Raw genomic sequence first — 15070 nt, 5'->3', positions numbered from 1 at the left:
TGCCCACATCAATCCTGATCGGAAATCTTCCTGGCCTCGACGGTGATCGGCAGACGCGTATCCCGTGGAAGCTCGGGCAGGACGAACCGCCACCCGTTCCTGAGCGTTACGGCCCCGCCCCACAAGTCTTCGTTCTCGAGCTTGACGATCGGCTCTTCGAGGTCCTTCTTGGGCACATATGCCGACAAGCCAGCACCGGTCCTGCGGATCATTATTTTCATCTTGCTGCTCCTCGCTTTGCAGTGTTTTCGGCGCTGCAAGGAACCTCGACTTTGTCGAGGCTCATAAGTTCGCGCGCTCGCATGCCGACGATCGTGCCGCGATCGACCCATTCGACCGCATAGACGAAGAACTGCTGGAGAAAGGTGCCAATATCGCGCACATAACCCTCGTCGCCCTTCCTCACGAGGTTTTCGCCGATGTCCCTGCCAGGATAGGTGCCGTCATTCTTTATGTGGCGTGTGGCACGGACCCGCTCACCCGGCATAAATCGTGGAGGCTTGCGGATTTCGACCTCCTGTTCGCGTCCGAGCCACATGGCCGTTCCTTCTTTTCTCGATGCTGCAGGTTGTCGGCAAAGGAGGTCCAGGTGCCCTCCGGAGGCGAACCCGGCCGTGTCGGTTACGAATTCAGGCAGGAACGCAAGTCTTCGGCACCGGACATACCGAGGCGCATTGCTGGGTATCGAAGGCCTCCTTGCATTCGGTGCACTTGTCCGGATCGATCACGTACCTTTCGCCCTTGAACTTGATCGCGACGGAGGGACATTCGAACTCGCAGGCGCCGCATTGGGTGCATTGGGATGCGATGATCTTGAAAGCCATTTTAACTCCTGGTTCGATTGGAATGAGACGGCTCAGGCCGTCGCCGCCAGCGGTTGGATCCCAAACTCGGCGGCGTAAAGCGCGCTGACCGCAGTCTCGATGTAGTCATGGCCATAAGCGTCGGTTGCTCGGATTCCAGCTTCCGCGAGCTGATCCTTAGGGCAATTTCCGATCTTGGCGCACAGCACGATGTCTATGCCTTCCAGCGCGGCGATAACGCCGTCGAGGGTGGCGTTATCGCAGCGGCCGCCAAGACAATACTGCTCGACTTTGCGATGCCCGACGGAGCTGATCCCTCTCGGCGAGACTTCATAAACCTGGAATTCCTTCGCATGGCCGAAGTGTTCGTTGACGCGGCCGCCGCCCCTTGTGGCCACGGCGACGAAAAGGGACTTGCCTGAACCCGCTGCCTTGACCATTCCGATCGCCTCGCTCCTGGCCGCCACATGATCACGGCGCTCGCTCGCGACCACCTCTTGATAGGCTTCGCGCTTGCTGGGATCGTAAGTGACCTCGCCGGGAATGCTGTCGAGCGCGAATTCCTGGCCACGATCCTCGCCGAGCAGGCCGACCGCATCAGCCCGGCACTGCCGGCAATGGCGCATCAATTTGACCCCGCCTTCGAGACGATCCTGAAGGGTCTTTATCTGCATTGCATTTGGGCCGCGCTGCCCGGTCAGGCCGAAGTGGGTACCGTGCGCCGGGTCGGAAATCAGCGGCATGACGTTGTGTAGGAAAGCGCCGCGCTCCTTGACCCATTTGTTCACCTCGATCAGATGCTCGTCGTTCACGCCGGGGATCATCACCGAATTGATTTTGGTGAGGATGCCGCGCGCGGTCAGCATCTCCAGGCCCAGCATCTGCCGCTCGTGGAGGATCCGGGCGGCTTCAATGCCGACGTAGCGGCGATGGTCGTAAAAGATCCAAGGATAGATCTTTGCGCCGACTTCAGGGTCGACCATGTTGATAGTGATTGTCACGTGATCGACATTCATGTCGGCAAGCTCGGCGACATGGTCCGGTAGCGCCAGCCCATTGGTGGAGATGCACAGCTTGATGTCGGGGATTTCCCTGGCAACTCGTTCGAACGTTGCCTTTGTCTTTTTCCAGTCGTAACAGGCGTCGCCCGGTCCGGCGATGCCGAGTACGGAAAGCTGCGGCACCTCGTTGGCGACCGCGATCACCTTGCGTAGCGCCTGGTCGGGTGTCAGCTTTTCCGAAACGACCCCAGGCCGGCTTTCGTTGGCACAGTCATATTTGCGATTGCAGTAGTTGCACTGGACGTTGCAAGCCGGGGCGACCGCGACGTGCATGCGCGCGAAATAGTGATGCGCTTCTTCCGAAAAGCAGGGGTGATCCTTGATCTTCTCCCAGACAGCCGGATTCATGTCGCCCGACTTTCCCGACAAGCCGCAGGTTGAAGATGCGCAGCCACCGGATTTCGCGGTCGCCAGCAACTGGTCGAAGGATGTCGTGCTGGTCAGGCCCTCAAGCGAAATGATGGGTGCGGACATCGAACGGCTCCGTTGCTGGTAACGTCGCAGTTCAGGGCGCAAGAGCTATGCCAGCTCAAAGAGCGGTTTTAGTTCACCAATTGGCTTTCCGTGTCGGACTCTGTCGGTTTTCTCCGGCGCAATTTTGTCCGGCTTCCGACAGTGAACAAGCGAACCGGGTCGCCAAGGGTACGGCCTCTTGGGGCACGCGGAGTGTGAGGAAGACTATTTCGGCCTGACGTTTGACGTCATCAGGACGCCTAGAATTTCTTCACCTCGATACCATGCCGGCGCAGAGCGTAGCCGACCTGCCGGGGCGTGAGGCCGAGGATACGAGCCGCCTTGGCCTGAACCCAGCCGGCCTTCTCCATCGCGTCGGTCAGGCGGTCGCGTTCCGTCAGATGCGGGCCCATTGCGGCACAAGCGGGATCGTTCGGGTGGACGACCTTGACCGGCGATACCTCGCCTTCCGAGGCACCGATGCGCCGAACCTGCATCGTGTCACGCTGGGAGAGCTCGTCGATGGCATTGCCGCCATGCGAACGGTCGGGTCCTTTCCAAAGGAGCGACGAAAGGCATTGGCTGTTCTTGCAGGCGAAATCCGATGGAGTGATCGTCCTCGAACGCGCAAGGGTAGCCGTCCTTTGCACGCAGTTTTCCAGCTCGCGGACATTGCCAGGGAAATAGCATTGCGAGATCAGATCAAGCGCCGATGGCGCGAAGGCGAGCTCGCGATGGTTCTCCTTGTTGAATCGGTCGAGGAAGGCATTCGCAAGGCGTGGAATATCGCCGGCTCGCTCTCTGAGCGGGGGCAGGATAATTGGCACAACATTGATGCGGTAATATAGGTCGGCCCTGAACTCCCCTTTTACGACGGCCGTCTCGAGATCCTTGTTGGTGGCGCATATGAGCCGGACATCGACCTGAAGCGTTCTCGTGCCGCCCACTCGCTCCAGTTCGCCTTCCTGCAGGACGCGCAACAGCTTGGCTTGAAAGGCAGGCGAAATCTCGCCGATTTCATCTAGTAGCAGCGTTCCGCCATTTGCCAATTCGAATCGACCGGCACGCTGGGAGATAGCCCCGGTGAAGGCGCCCTTTTCGTGTCCAAACAGCTCCGATTCCAGAACGCTTTCAGACAGTGCGGCGCAGTTTAATTTGACGAAAGCCTTCTTGCCCCGAGGTGAAAGCTTATGGATGGCCTGGGCAAAGAATTCCTTGCCGGTGCCGCTTTCGCCCCGCAGAAGCACGGTGGAATTAGTCCTTGCCACGACCTCTACGGTTTCGAGCACCTGCTTGAGTGTGGGACTTTCCCCGATGATCCCGTCGATTTTGACATGCCGATGTCGGGCTGGGTCGGTCCTCTCCTCGTCGAGCCATTTCTCCGGTCTCCGTTGCTCCTCGATGAACCGCTGACGATCCATACTCAGGATGTGATGGAGACGAATGGTGCGGCCGACAAGGTTGGCGACCATGGTTAGGAAGCGTACATCCTCGTCGCAGGGGGGGCTGGTCTCGCCGTCAACGACACGGTCGATCGACAATGTCCCAAGGATCTCGTGCTCAGCCTTTACCGGGATACCGATGAAGGCAATTGGGATCGTGCCGCCGCTCGCCGACGGTTGAAAGTCAGCCTGAAATAGGTCGGACTTGCTAACATCCGGTATGACGAGCGGCGCCCCCGTAGCGACGATCTGGTCTATCGCGGCTTGCGGTATGACGCGGCCAACTCCTGATTGAAGTGGGTAGGAGCTGTCGGCGGTTGCGGTGATCTCCGGCTCCATTTTAGCGTCCAGGACGACGATTGTTCCATGACGCATTTGCACAAATGAGGAGAGGGTATTCACGACATTCGCAATCGTGATCTCAAGCCGGGTGGGGGCGGTCAGGATCTTCGATACCTCGTAGATTCCTCTGAGCGAGATATCCACTTCGTGAATGGAGTTGATCCGTGGTTCAGGCAGGATGTTCCGAGGTCCTACTTCATCGACCCGATTTCGCAGTACGTGAGCCATGCAAACACCTCAGGGGTTGTCGTCCAGGGTGTGCTCCTCCCAAGCGCCGTTTTGTATTCGAATTCCGAAACCCACACTTTTCACTAGCTTCGTTTTAATGTGAGAGGTCATTCTAGCAGCGGCTGACGTGCCGAAACTTCAGGTCCAGTACGATTCACGCTTTTGAAACGATGGGTGCGCCGGTCATCCGAACTTGAAGAGGACACCGAAACCGCCGCGTGGATAGTTCCACTCGATCTCGCCACTGGTCTCGCACAATATCCGGCAGGTGCCGCACTCCATGCAGCCGTCTGGGGTGATCTCCACTTGACCCTTGTCGTTCAGCTCATAGCATTTCGCCGGGCAGACGTGGGTCAGCGCGAGCAAGTTCGCGCTTGGCCTCTCGTGCGGTCGCACTTTGATATGCGGTCGGCCAGGATCGACCAGGTAGCGGTTCTGGAAAAGCTTGTCCTCGACACGTGACTTCGTCACTGGGATCGTCATCTCGTCTCCCCCTTAGCGCCACGCGAATGCCAGGCGGACCGCGTCGCTGACCAGCCCCCAGCGCGAGCGCGCCTTGATGAAGGCGGCCGTGGTCGCCTTTTCCTTCTCGATCTTCGGCGTGCCGTCGACACGCATGAAATTCTGCGCGGCTTGCGACATCAACCGGGGATAGGTCGTGAAGAAATTGCAGGAATTGGTGTGGAGCAAGGCCGGCATGTCTTTGTATTTCCTCAGGTCCTTGACCACGAAGGACTTGTCCAGCATGGCTTTGTAGAGGGCGAGGTTGCGTTTGGTCATAGGACCGTTGCGGCTCTTGACCTTGACGATTGCCTCAGCCGCGATGCGGCCGGAGGTCATGGCGAGGTTCGAACCCTCGCGGTGAACGGCGTTATTCAGTTGCGCGGCATCGCCGACCACGACCCAACCATCGCCGAAGAGCTGCGGAATCGCCTTGTAGCCGCCTTCGGGAATGAGATGCGCGGCATATTCTTTCACCTCCGAGCCAGCGATCAGCGGCCGGATCGAAGGATGGTTTTTTAAGGCATCGAGCAGGACGTAAGGGCTCTCCATCATCACGGCGAAATCGGAGACGAGGCAGCCAATGCCCAGTGAGATCGACTCCTTGTTCGTGTAGAGGAAGCCGAGCCCGGCCATGCCGCGGGAAGTCGTGCCAACCGCCTCGATCACGCAGCCTTCATCGCCCTTGAGGCCGAACCGCTGCTCAATGACCTCTTCGGGCAGGAAATGCATTTCCTTGACAGCGAGCGCCAAGGTTTGCGGCTTCGGCATCTCGCGCAGGCCGGCCCGCGTGCCAAGCAGCCCGGACACACCTTCTGCGAGAACGACCACGTCGGCGAAGATCGCTCCGCCGGCCCGGTCTGTGCGGACACCGACCACCTTGTCCTTGGCATCACGGACGAGTTCCGTCACGGTCGTCTCGCACAGAACCGTCCCGCCGGCCTCGCGCACCTTGCGCGAAAACCATTTATCGAACTGGGCACGGATGATCGTATAGCGGTTGGGCTTCGCCTCATTGAAGTCGTCTGACCGATATTGAATCCCGGTGTGGGACGTATCGTCCATCACCCAAAGCCGCTGTTCAACCAAATGCCGCTCGAGCGGTGCATCATCCCGGAAATCCGGGATGATCTTCTCCAGCATGTTCGCGTACATGATGGCACCCTGGACATTCTTGGAGCCCGGATATTCACCGCGCTCCAACTGCAGCACCTTCAGGCCTTGGCTTGCCATGGTGTAAGCAGCAGCGTTCCCGGACATGCCGGCCCCGATGACAATGGCGTCGAATTTTTCTTCGATCATGTCCATCTCCCTTAGCTCGCAAGCTTATCGCGATTGTGCGGCGACAGCCGCCGCGTGAAGGCTTCCGTCAGTGCGGGCAGGAACCGGATCGCATCAGTGACGATCCCGAGGTGGGCGAAATCGAAAATCGGCGCGTTCGGGTCGGCGTTGATGGCCACGATGAGATCGGCCCCCTCGACGCCAACCCGGTGCTGGATCGCACCGGAAATCCCCGCCGCTATGTAAAGCTTCGGCCGGATGGTCTTGCCAGTTTGGCCGATCTGCCGATCAGCCGCCACCCAGCCCTTCTGGACCATCGGGCGCGAACAGCCATATTCGGCGCCGAGCGCTCGCGCGAGATTCTTCACAAGCTGCAAGTTCTCCGCCGCGCCGAGACCCAGACCTCCCGCGACCACGACGTCGGCATAGGCGAGATTGGCCTTTGCCGACTGGCTATCCGACAGGAAACCGAGGACTTTGGTGACGATCTCGTCCTCGGTGATCGACAGCTTGTGCTGGATGACACGCCCGACCGGCTTATCCGCCCGCTGCGGCATGGGCATGACCCTCGGTCGCACCGTCGCCATCTGCGGCCGATAGTTGAGCGTATAGATCGTGCATAACAAGGAACCGCCGAAAGTCGGACGGGTCGCGGCGAGCGAACCGTCGGTATCCACGTCGAGCTCGGTGCAGTCGGCCGTGAGCCCTGTCTGCAAAGTCGTCGCCACGGAGCCGGCAAGATCCCTGCCGAGTGTGGTCGCACCGAGAAGAAGAATCTCGGGTTTGTGGGTAGCGACCAGATCCGTCATCGCCTTGGTGAAAGGCTCGTTCCGATAGTCGGCGAGCAGTGGCGCCTCGACGATGTAGACAAGGTCGGCGCCATAAGCGAAGGCTTCGGCAATGGCGTTCCCGATGGCCTCTCCGGGCGGGCCGAGCACGACGCCAGCAAGCTGGACCTCAAGCTTGTCGGCCAGCTTGCGGCCTTCGCCGAGCAGCTCGAATGATACCGGATGGACTTGGCCGCGTTCGAGCTCGATGAACACCCAGACGTGCCGGTAGTCCTTGAAATGGTCGGGCAGTTCCTTCTTTATGCCGGCACGGCCGGCGGCAGGGCGAGGGGTTTCTCGGTTCACGGTCGACATTGTCTGCTCCTGGTCCTCACGCGCCGCTGTTGAAGGCGAGCTCATGTTCCAGCGCCGGCTGGCGGGTGAAGATTGCTGCGATGAGTTCGTCAGCGGTATCGCGCAACGTCTTCTCCGCGGTGTCGATTTGCACCGCCTTTTCCGCCCGCGCAGCAGGAGCGAAAACGCGCTTGACGACCGTCGGCGAGCCGCGCAGGCCGCATCTGGTGAGGTCCTCAATGCCGGCGTCGGCCGCACTCCACTTCATGACCTTACTGCGCGCGGCGCACAGGGCGTCCTCGATCGAGCCCCGGCGGATCTCGTTTGTGCCTTCCAGCATGGTGATGAGGCAAGGGAGCCTGCTCTTCAGCATCTGCGTGCCGCCTTCGGAGCGGCGCTCGACCTTGATCTCGCGCGCAGCGAGATCGATAGAGGCGATCTTCGCGACATAGGTGAGTTGCAAGAGATCAAGGCGCGTGGCTATGCCGGGCCCGACTTGGGCGGTGTCGCCATCGATCGTCTGCTTGCCGGTGAAGACGATGTCTGGCGCGCCGAATGTCTCGCCAACCTTCGCGATTGCCTGAGAAAGAGCGAATGAAGTCGCCAGCGTGTCGGAGCCGGCAAAATAGCGGTCGGTCAAGAGCACCGCACGGTCGGCGCCGTAACCGAGCGCCTTGCGTAGCGCGTCCTCTGCCATGGGCGGACCCATAGTGAGCACAGTGACCTCGCCGCCATAGGCGTCGCGCAGTCTGAGTGCTTCTTCGAGGGCGAACAGGTCGTAAGGGTTGATGATGGTCGGCACACCCTGGCGCATGATCGTGTTCGTCACCGGATGGACCCGTATCTGTGCCGAGTCCGGCACCTGCTTGATGCAGATTACGATGTGCATTGGCCGTTTCTCTAGGCTCCCATCCGGATGCGGGCTTGGCGGTTCATCTTCTCGGCCGCATCATTTGTGCCAACTGTTTTGCGTGCCCCTTTTTCCAGAAATTCGATTGGTTGCTTCTGATGGCGCCGTCGTGATGTTCGGATTTGTCGGCTTCTCGACATTGTCGCGTCGCAACCGTGTCGCGCTCATTCCTTTCCGAACCGCTTCAGGACGGAGTCGAACGGGACGAAGGTGCGGCCCGGCGTGGCGGGTTTGTTCGGATCGTGATCTTTGAGCACCTTGAAGACCCGGTGCGTGAGCGGCGAGGAAATCGCGAAGTCCTCGTAGGCGCGTTCCAGCGTGGCGCGCACCCGCGCGGCGATTACCTGGTCAGGCAGACCGGAGAAATCTTCTTCGGCAAGGTATTGGCCCACGCGCTTCATGATATGGAGCCGTGAGACATTCAGCACTTTCGGGTCATAGGAGACGCCAAGGACTGCGAAGAATTCCTCCGCAGCCGACAGGCCCTTCAGTCGTGCGAGGATGTCAGTGGCATCGATGGGGCGGCTGTCAGCGGAACAATTCATTGCATTCTCCCTGGTCGGAAAACTGTGGTGTCGGTGCGTTCGTCGCAGGGCTGACCTGCGCGCAATCCGCGGTTGGAGCAATGAAATGGGCTGAACCAGCGAGGCATGCCTGGCTGGTCATTTTATCGTAGAGCTCGACCAATTGAGTTGCGGTGACGGTCGATTTTGTCTCGGCCGCCTTCCGGCGGACGCGGGACACCATAGCGGCTGCCAGATCCGGGTCGAGATCGCGGCCGTTTTCGCTCAGCACATGGGCAATCGCCGTGACGCCGGAATGCCTGCCGATGACGATACGCCGGCAGCGGCCCACGAGAGCCGGGTCGAGCCCCTGATAGCTACGCGAGTCCTTCAGCAGCCCTGCGACGTGGATGCCGGATTCGTGGGTGAAAACATCGGCGCCGACGACCGGCTTGATGGCTGCTGTCGGCCGGCGAGCGGCCCGCGCCACATGGGCGGCGAGGTCGGGCAATGCGCTCAGGTCGATGCCGGTATCTGTGCCGTCGAGGACGGTCAACGCGGTGGCTACTTCTTCCAGCGCGGCATTGCCGGCGCGCTCGCCGAGCCCGAGGACGGTGACGGACGCGTGGCGCGCACCGGCGCGGATGGCGGCCAGCGTGTTGGCGGTAGCGAGGCCGAGATCGTTGTGGCCATGAAATTCGAGGTCGATGGGAGACTGCGCCGCGACCCGGGCGACAATTTCGAAGGTCGAAAAGGGGTCGAGAGCGCTGACCGTGTCAGCCAGCCTGACGCGGCTTGCGCCGGCGCGCGCGGCCGTCTCGATGACGCGCGCGAGATGATCCCGATCGGCGCGCGAGGCATCCTCGCAACCCACGGCAACGAAAAGGCCGCGGGCGGCTGCGCACCCGACCATATGTTCGATGATCTGGAGCGCTGCCGTCTGATCGAGGCCGAGCTTGGCGGCGAGTTGGATGTCCGACGCAGGCAGCGACAGATTGACGGCTGTGACGCCGCTCTCGATTGCCGCCTCGAGATCCTGCGATCTCATCCGGCACCAGGCGGTGAGCCGAACCGGGAGACGCCTCGCGACCACGGCGCGAATTGTTTCGATCTCGTCGCCGCCCATGGCCGGGGTGCCGATCTCGATCTCTGGGACGCCGGCCGCGGCAAGAGACTCTGCGAGCTCCAGCTTTTCCGCCGTCGCAAAGGCGACGCCGGGTGCCTGCTCGCCATCGCGCAAGGTCGTATCGTTGAGAAAGACCTGACGGTTCATGAGCGACTACCGGTTCCTCCGGCGCCGGGGCATAGACCCGATTGAAGGTCTTCGGCACTTCGCTTGCCCGGCCCAGAATTGCGAACGCCACGCAGCCTCTCCACGATTGCGGGCATGACCTCAAGCACCCGGTCGACGTCCTCTTCGCCGTTGTCGCGCGCGAAGGAAAAGCGGACGACCCCGTGTGGCATGTTCATGGCCCTCAAGACATGGCTCGGCTCCAGGCAGCCGGAGCTACAGGCGGAGCCGGCCGAACAGGCGATGCCCACGCGGCTGAGGAGAATTGGGATTGCATCGCCTTGGATATATTCGAAGGCGATGTTTGCGGTGTTCGGCAACCGCTCCAGCGGATCGCCAGTGACGAAGGTGTTCGGGATGCGCTGGACAACCCCGTTCTCAAGGCGGTCGCGGAGCGACTTTACCCGTGTGGTCTCGTCATCCATGAATTTCGAGGCGAGTTCTGCCGCCACGCCGAGCCCGACTATGCCGGGCGTGTTCTCGGTGCCCGCGCGCCGGTCGTACTCTTGGTGACCCCCCTTGATCAGCGAGCAGAAGCGCACGCCACGCTTTAGATAGAGTGCTCCGATCCCTTTCGGGCCATGCAGCTTGTGGCCGGAGAGCGACAGCATGTCGACTGCGGTCGATTTCAAGTCCATCGGAAGCTTGCCGACCGCCTGTACGGCATCGGTATGGAAAAGGGCGCCAACTTCCTTGGCCATCTCAGCAAGCTGGGCCACGGGGAAGATCGTACCGGTCTCGTTGTTCGCCCACATGATCGAGACGATTGCCACCCGTGGGGTGAGGGTGGCCCTGTAGGCGTCGAGGTCGAGCCGGCCGTGGCGATCCACTGGAATTCTGTGCACCTTGACGCCGCGCGTCTTCTCAAGATGCGCGCAGAGCGCCAGCACGGCCGGATGCTCGACGGCGGAAGTCACGATCTCTGTTCGGTTAGGCATCTCCTCGAGCGCCGAAAGAATCGCTGCATTGTCGCTTTCCGTCCCGCCCGAGGTGAAGGTGATCTCATCGTCGAATTCCGCGCCGATCAGCGCTTGCAACTGCTGTCGCGCCTTTCTCACCGCTGCACCAACTGAGGCGCCAAAACCGTGCGTCGACGAAGGGTTGCCGAACTGATTCGTAAAGAACGGCAACATCGCTTGAACGACCTCCGGATCGACCCGTGTCGTCGCGTTGTTGTCAAGATAGACAGTCCTCATGTGTGCGATCCTCAGTTGGCCGGAACGATGCGAAGCGCCAGGCCGCTCGCATTGAGCCTCCGGCACTTGCCGTTGCTGGTGACGCAGGCGCCCTGGCAGACGCCGACGGTTTGACGTAGGCCCGGTCGCCGCCGACATTCACAGTGCCCGCGCCAGCGTCTTCGATCAGTCAAATTTGCTGCAGCGTCGCCGCGGCCGAAGGTCTGGAATTCTGCGGCTTTGAACGTTTCCGTCACCGGATCGGTGCTGATCATTTCAAGCGCATTGCCGCAGGCGATCGCGCCGACCGCACAGGCTGCATTGGCCGTTTCCAGAACGCCAGCATTCTTCGGCCTGAAGGAGTATTCCTTGACCTTGTCCCGCTATAGTCCAACATGGCCTTCTCGAAATCTGAGGCGATCAACTGAAAGACTTGCCGCAGTCGCACTTCCCCCGCGCGTTGGGGTTGTCGAAGACAAAGCCGGAGGATTCGAGTCCGGTTACGAAATCGACGGTCGTGCCGGCGACATGGGGTTGAGAGCCTGCGTCCACGAACAGTTTGACCCCGTCGGTCTCGATGATCGCGTCGCCCTCGCGCGAGACGCTCTCCAGGCCCATTGAGTATTTGAAGCCGGCGCAGCCGCCGGCCTGGACCATGATGCGAAAGCCTTCCGCCGGCTCGCTGGCGCGGGAAAGAGCGGTCTTGACGGCGGCAACAGCGTTGTCGGTGAGCGTAATCATGGTTCGATTTCTCCTCAGTCCGTGACGGTTTGCAGATCACCCCGCATGGACCGTGCCAATGGAAAAAACCGTTTCAAAACAGCGCGATCTCTCTAACACTGCGATGAATCTTTGTGCGCCATTGCTGGGAAGACGTCGGGCAGCCGACACGTACTGTCGCGTTTGTTGAGTCCGCGACATGGGACTGCTCGGCCTGAGTTCCTGCTCCACTCTGACGTAAACCATTGAATAGCATGCAGAGATTTTTTCTGAGCTTGCTTCGGCGCAATTGGCACGACTTTTGAAGCTCCCTTGGGCGAGGCGGCAACAACCGCCGGCCGATAATCGTCTCGCGGGCGTCCCCTCGCGACGGATGGAACGAAGGAAGGAAAGCAACATGTCAGGTCTGGGTCAGATCCGCTTTCTATGGGAAAGCAGCATCGCCCGCGAAATCCGAATGCCCCATCGGCCGATTGGCGTCGACACCCACAATCGCTCATCACCGCCTGGTGGCCATTGACCGGCTTGAGATCGCATTCGACCGGCATTTGCCGGTCAGTGTCATTGCGTTTCGCCATTCAGGCGGCACGCCCGGTTTCAAGGGGATGCCGACGGCGATGCGCACGCTCTCCAGCAACACTCTGTTCCTGGGCGAGCACGTGATCGGGATCGAGCATTACGGCGCGCTCTGTCGGCTGAAGATCACCCGGCAGGGCAGCTGATCCTCAACAAGCGGGCGGATCAGCGACGCAAGTGTGCAGACAGAAGGCAGACAGGTGGACGACATGGACCAGCGCGTGAAACGCTCGCCGGCCGAAATCCGGCGGGCGCGGGAAGACATGCCGAATATACGCGAGCACGATCTCGCCGCCCAGTTGGGCATTTCGGAAGCGGAACTGGTTGCGGCGCATTGCGGTTTCGGCGCGGTGCGCATCGAGCCCCGCGTCAATGATCTGCTGACCGGCCTTGAAGCGGTCGGCGAGGTGATGGCGCTGACCCGCAATGAAAGTGCCGTGCACGAGAAGATCGGCGTCTACGACAACGTGGTCACCGGCAACCAGCATGCCATGGTGCTCGGCGACGACATCGACCTGCGCATCTTCCCGGAAGCGTGGGCTTATGGCTTCGCCGTCGAGAAGCGCGATGGCGGCAACATCCGCCGCAGCCTGCAGTTCTTCGATTCCACCGGCGAGGCGGTGCACAGGGTGCATCTCAGGCCCGCCTCAAACCTCTATGCCTACCAGAAGCTGGTGGCGGAATTCGAATCCTCAAACCAGGAGCCGATCGTGTCGGCTCAGGCGAGCGGAATCGATGAGGACGCAGGGGTTCCGGACCAAGCGGCCACGGTCGAGGACCTGCGCGAGCACTGGAGCCGGCTGACGGACGTGCATCAGTTCTTCGGCATGTTGAAGACGCTGGAGCTCAGCCGCTGCCAGGCGATGCGCATGGTCGGCCAGGACTACGCCTGGCTGCTCGACAACGATGCCGTTGGCGCCATGTTCGAACACGCGGCCGATGGCGAGATGCCGATCATGTGCTTTGTCGGCAATCGTGGCTGCATCCAGATCCATTCCGGCCCGATCAAGTCGGTCAAGCCGATAGGGTTCAGGATCAATGTCCTCGACGAGACCTTCCACCTGCATCTCAGGACCAACCACATCCGCGAGGTCTGGGCCGTGCGCAAGCCGACCAGGGACGGCCACGTCACGTCACTCGAAGCCTATGGCGCCGACGGCAAGATGATCATCCAGTTCTTCGGCACGCGCCAGGAAGGCGAACGCGAGCGCGGCGACTGGCGGTTCCTGGTCGAGAACCTGCCGCGCATTCCCAACCCGTCCGCCGCGTGAGGTAAGACCAATGCGTATTGCTTTTCATTTCCACTCAGTGCTCGCGCCGATGCTCGGCGTTCTGCTGTCCGCCGCTTCGTCCGCCGAGGCCAATGAGGGCGTAGCTGTTTTTTCCGATCCGTCACGGATCGCTGGATCGGGGGCTCCATCACCGAGATCGTCTACGCTTGGCGAGGAAAGTCATCTCATCGCTCGCAATTCGACGAGCTACTATCTGAAAGCCGCGCTGAAGGTGACCGATGTCGCCTACATGCGTCAGCTGTCGGCGGAGGGTGTTCTGTCGGTCAATCCGTCCAACATGTTGGCCTTGCACGGCAGCGGCGCGAAGGAAGCGGTCGATCTGTTGGCGAAATCGAACGGGCCCTTCATCGAGCTGCCGGGGCACCACCGCCATAAAGGCATCCTTGAAAGATCCGCGTCGGAGGAAGGCAAAAGCGCCTCACACGGATCAGGAACGGGATCGACTTGGATCAAGAGTGGATTCGCCACCGATACAAGGCCGCAAGGCTAGGTCTATGCTTCGCTCAAGCAGCGCCCCCAAAGTACTGAACTCTTCGTTGGGCCATTCCTTGCTTGTGAAGGTCTGGAGGCGCCACAGAGACGTCAGAGGCCACCTATCCGGCGATGGTGCTGTCGCTAGATCAAGAGCTGTTCTCACAGACAGGTCAAGTGCGAACAGAGGATGACGAAAAGGAGACTTTTATGACTGAAGCAACACTCGTTACAGGCCGCCGTGACGTGTCAAGCATCGCGGCTGTCCAGCAATCGCCATCAATTGACGACAAACCCGCCACAGGTGCTCCGCACGGATACGCCCAAGAGGACGGGTTCATCCAAGACGCCTTGCGTCGAACCGCAGTCGCGGAACGATTCGATCTTTCTGTTGTGCTCGCGAGGTACCGGAGACAGTACGGCTTCTCACAAGCCGTTGCAGAGGACCATCGCCGCGAACTTGTCCGTTTCTTGGCACTCTGCGCGACCGCCCGACAGCATGGCCGGTCATACGGGATGATGGGCGCAGTCGATGACCTATGGCACATGTTCGTCATCTTCACTCGAGACTACGCTCGATTTTGCGAAGAGGTGGCGGGCAGGTTCCTGCACCATATTCCGGAACCCGATGGCGTAGCTAAGCAGGGTACCATCGACCGGTACCTCGCTTTCCTGGAGGACTACAGAACAGTCTACGGGGAAGAGCCGCCCCCACCGTATTGGCCCAAGCCGAAGCGCTCACCTCACAACACAGAGGCTTCCTGCGACGGCTGCAACGGCTGCAACGCAGGATGCGTTACCTGAAGCGAAACTTTTTAGAAGGAGCGCGTCGAATTGCTCGACCCCAGATCGGCCGAGCCGTTCGGCCGAGTACTCAGCTGAGAACGAGGGGCACGGGCC

The 15070-nt window shown here is 60.7% G+C and carries 17 protein-coding genes and 1 pseudogene; 4 read left to right on the top strand and 14 right to left on the bottom strand.

All coding sequences use genetic code 11. The features are described from left to right. Nucleotides 1–8: 8 nt before the first annotated feature. The 14 genes and pseudogenes from nifT to AU465_RS10740 all read right to left on the bottom strand — a co-directional run bounded on the left by nifT (nt 9) and on the right by AU465_RS10740 (nt 11852). Nucleotides 9–221 (bottom strand): putative nitrogen fixation protein NifT, encoded by a 213-nt coding sequence (gene nifT / locus AU465_RS10805; RefSeq protein WP_192246733.1) that lies wholly within the window; start codon nt 219–221, stop codon nt 9–11. Further along, a complete protein-coding gene (locus tag AU465_RS10800; RefSeq protein WP_192246731.1) occupies nt 218–538 on the bottom strand; it encodes a nitrogen fixation protein NifZ in 321 nt (106 codons plus the stop codon). The genes nifT and AU465_RS10800 overlap by 4 nt, the downstream gene beginning before the upstream one ends. A gap of 91 nt (nt 539–629) precedes the next feature. Continuing rightward, the gene (locus AU465_RS10795; protein WP_095492468.1) at nt 630–824 is read right to left on the bottom strand and encodes a 4Fe-4S binding protein; all 195 of its coding nucleotides are present in this window, start codon (nt 822–824) and stop codon (nt 630–632) included. A gap of 32 nt (nt 825–856) precedes the next feature. Next, complete coding sequence (gene nifB, locus AU465_RS10790; protein ID WP_192246729.1) at nt 857–2338, bottom strand: nitrogenase cofactor biosynthesis protein NifB; 1482 nt, start codon at nt 2336–2338, stop codon at nt 857–859. Between the two features lie 239 nt (nt 2339–2577). Further along, nucleotides 2578–4329 carry a nif-specific transcriptional activator NifA gene (nifA, locus tag AU465_RS10785; protein ID WP_192246727.1) on the bottom strand — a complete coding sequence of 584 codons (1752 nt, stop codon included), beginning with the start codon at nt 4327–4329 and terminating at the stop codon, nt 2578–2580. A 183-nt stretch (nt 4330–4512) separates the two neighbouring features. Then, nucleotides 4513–4812: a ferredoxin family protein gene (locus tag AU465_RS10780; protein ID WP_192246725.1), complete on the bottom strand. Its 300-nt coding sequence runs from the start codon at nt 4810–4812 to the stop codon at nt 4513–4515. Nucleotides 4813–4824: 12 nt separating this feature from the next. Further along, complete coding sequence (locus AU465_RS10775) at nt 4825–6132, bottom strand: FAD-dependent oxidoreductase (protein ID WP_192246723.1); 1308 nt, start codon at nt 6130–6132, stop codon at nt 4825–4827. Nucleotides 6133–6143: 11 nt separating this feature from the next. Beyond that, a complete protein-coding gene (locus AU465_RS10770) occupies nt 6144–7253 on the bottom strand; it encodes an electron transfer flavoprotein subunit alpha/FixB family protein (RefSeq protein ID WP_192246721.1) in 1110 nt (369 codons plus the stop codon). 16 nt (nt 7254–7269) lie between these two features. Further along, entirely contained in the window at nt 7270–8121 is an 852-nt protein-coding gene (locus tag AU465_RS10765; protein ID WP_192246719.1) for an electron transfer flavoprotein subunit beta/FixA family protein, read from the bottom strand. A gap of 185 nt (nt 8122–8306) precedes the next feature. Then, on the bottom strand, nt 8307–8687 hold the full coding sequence (gene nifW / locus AU465_RS10760; protein WP_192246717.1) for a nitrogenase stabilizing/protective protein NifW: 381 nt from the start codon (nt 8685–8687) through the stop codon (nt 8307–8309). Then, entirely contained in the window at nt 8671–9918 is a 1248-nt protein-coding gene (gene nifV / locus AU465_RS10755; protein WP_192246715.1) for a homocitrate synthase, read from the bottom strand. Before nifV ends, nifW begins: the two co-directional genes overlap by 17 nt. Then, nucleotides 9915–11132, bottom strand: coding sequence for a cysteine desulfurase NifS (nifS, locus tag AU465_RS10750; protein ID WP_192246891.1), 1218 nt, complete (start codon nt 11130–11132; stop codon nt 9915–9917). Before nifS ends, nifV begins: the two co-directional genes overlap by 4 nt. Nucleotides 11133–11143: 11 nt before the next feature. Further along, a pseudogene (locus AU465_RS10745) lies at nt 11144–11479 on the bottom strand (iron-sulfur cluster assembly scaffold protein); the annotation flags it as partial. Nucleotides 11480–11531: 52 nt separating this feature from the next. Next, nucleotides 11532–11852, bottom strand: coding sequence for a HesB/IscA family protein (locus tag AU465_RS10740; protein WP_192246713.1), 321 nt, complete (start codon nt 11850–11852; stop codon nt 11532–11534). 488 nt (nt 11853–12340) lie between these two features. On the opposite strand from AU465_RS10740, the gene AU465_RS36420 reads away from it, so the two are divergent. From AU465_RS36420 to AU465_RS38135, 4 genes are all read left to right on the top strand, one after another. After that, on the top strand, nt 12341–12553 hold the full coding sequence (locus AU465_RS36420) for a hypothetical protein (protein ID WP_246505980.1): 213 nt from the start codon (nt 12341–12343) through the stop codon (nt 12551–12553). A gap of 63 nt (nt 12554–12616) precedes the next feature. Continuing rightward, entirely contained in the window at nt 12617–13678 is a 1062-nt protein-coding gene (locus tag AU465_RS10730; protein WP_192246711.1) for a hemin-degrading factor, read from the top strand. A gap of 10 nt (nt 13679–13688) precedes the next feature. Next, nucleotides 13689–14189: a TroA family protein gene (locus tag AU465_RS10725; RefSeq protein WP_192246710.1), complete on the top strand. Its 501-nt coding sequence runs from the start codon at nt 13689–13691 to the stop codon at nt 14187–14189. Nucleotides 14190–14302: 113 nt separating this feature from the next. Next, nucleotides 14303–14974, top strand: a complete 672-nt coding sequence (locus AU465_RS38135; protein WP_512699437.1) for a glycine-rich domain-containing protein — start codon at nt 14303–14305, stop codon at nt 14972–14974. Nucleotides 14975–15070: the final 96 nt, after the last annotated feature.

The sequence above is a fragment of the Mesorhizobium silamurunense genome (genome assembly GCF_014843905.1).
In the GTDB taxonomy this organism is placed as follows: domain Bacteria; phylum Pseudomonadota; class Alphaproteobacteria; order Rhizobiales; family Rhizobiaceae; genus Mesorhizobium; species Mesorhizobium silamurunense.
Note: the sequence above shows the minus strand (reverse complement) of the source record. Positions and strands in the feature narration are given on the sequence as shown.

What these genes read in the sequence shown, in the direction of transcription:
- nifS (WP_192246891.1), bottom strand. Translation starts at nt 11,132, where the DNA reads ATGAGGACTGTCTATCTTGACAACAACGCGACGACACGGGTCGATCCG.
- nifA (WP_192246727.1), bottom strand. Translation starts at nt 4,329, where the DNA reads ATGGCTCACGTACTGCGAAATCGGGTCGATGAAGTAGGACCTCGGAAC.
- AU465_RS38135 (WP_512699437.1), top strand. Translation starts at nt 14,303, where the DNA reads ATGGTGCTGTCGCTAGATCAAGAGCTGTTCTCACAGACAGGTCAAGTG.
- AU465_RS10795 (WP_095492468.1), bottom strand. Translation starts at nt 824, where the DNA reads ATGGCTTTCAAGATCATCGCATCCCAATGCACCCAATGCGGCGCCTGC.
- nifB (WP_192246729.1), bottom strand. Translation starts at nt 2,338, where the DNA reads ATGTCCGCACCCATCATTTCGCTTGAGGGCCTGACCAGCACGACATCC.
- AU465_RS10725 (WP_192246710.1), top strand. Translation starts at nt 13,689, where the DNA reads ATGCGTATTGCTTTTCATTTCCACTCAGTGCTCGCGCCGATGCTCGGC.
- AU465_RS10800 (WP_192246731.1), bottom strand. Translation starts at nt 538, where the DNA reads ATGTGGCTCGGACGCGAACAGGAGGTCGAAATCCGCAAGCCTCCACGA.
- AU465_RS10780 (WP_192246725.1), bottom strand. Translation starts at nt 4,812, where the DNA reads ATGACGATCCCAGTGACGAAGTCACGTGTCGAGGACAAGCTTTTCCAG.
- AU465_RS10765 (WP_192246719.1), bottom strand. Translation starts at nt 8,121, where the DNA reads ATGCACATCGTAATCTGCATCAAGCAGGTGCCGGACTCGGCACAGATA.
- nifT (WP_192246733.1), bottom strand. Translation starts at nt 221, where the DNA reads ATGAAAATAATGATCCGCAGGACCGGTGCTGGCTTGTCGGCATATGTG.
- AU465_RS10770 (WP_192246721.1), bottom strand. Translation starts at nt 7,253, where the DNA reads ATGTCGACCGTGAACCGAGAAACCCCTCGCCCTGCCGCCGGCCGTGCC.
- nifW (WP_192246717.1), bottom strand. Translation starts at nt 8,687, where the DNA reads ATGAATTGTTCCGCTGACAGCCGCCCCATCGATGCCACTGACATCCTC.
- nifV (WP_192246715.1), bottom strand. Translation starts at nt 9,918, where the DNA reads ATGAACCGTCAGGTCTTTCTCAACGATACGACCTTGCGCGATGGCGAG.
- AU465_RS10740 (WP_192246713.1), bottom strand. Translation starts at nt 11,852, where the DNA reads ATGATTACGCTCACCGACAACGCTGTTGCCGCCGTCAAGACCGCTCTT.
- AU465_RS10730 (WP_192246711.1), top strand. Translation starts at nt 12,617, where the DNA reads ATGGACCAGCGCGTGAAACGCTCGCCGGCCGAAATCCGGCGGGCGCGG.
- AU465_RS10775 (WP_192246723.1), bottom strand. Translation starts at nt 6,132, where the DNA reads ATGATCGAAGAAAAATTCGACGCCATTGTCATCGGGGCCGGCATGTCC.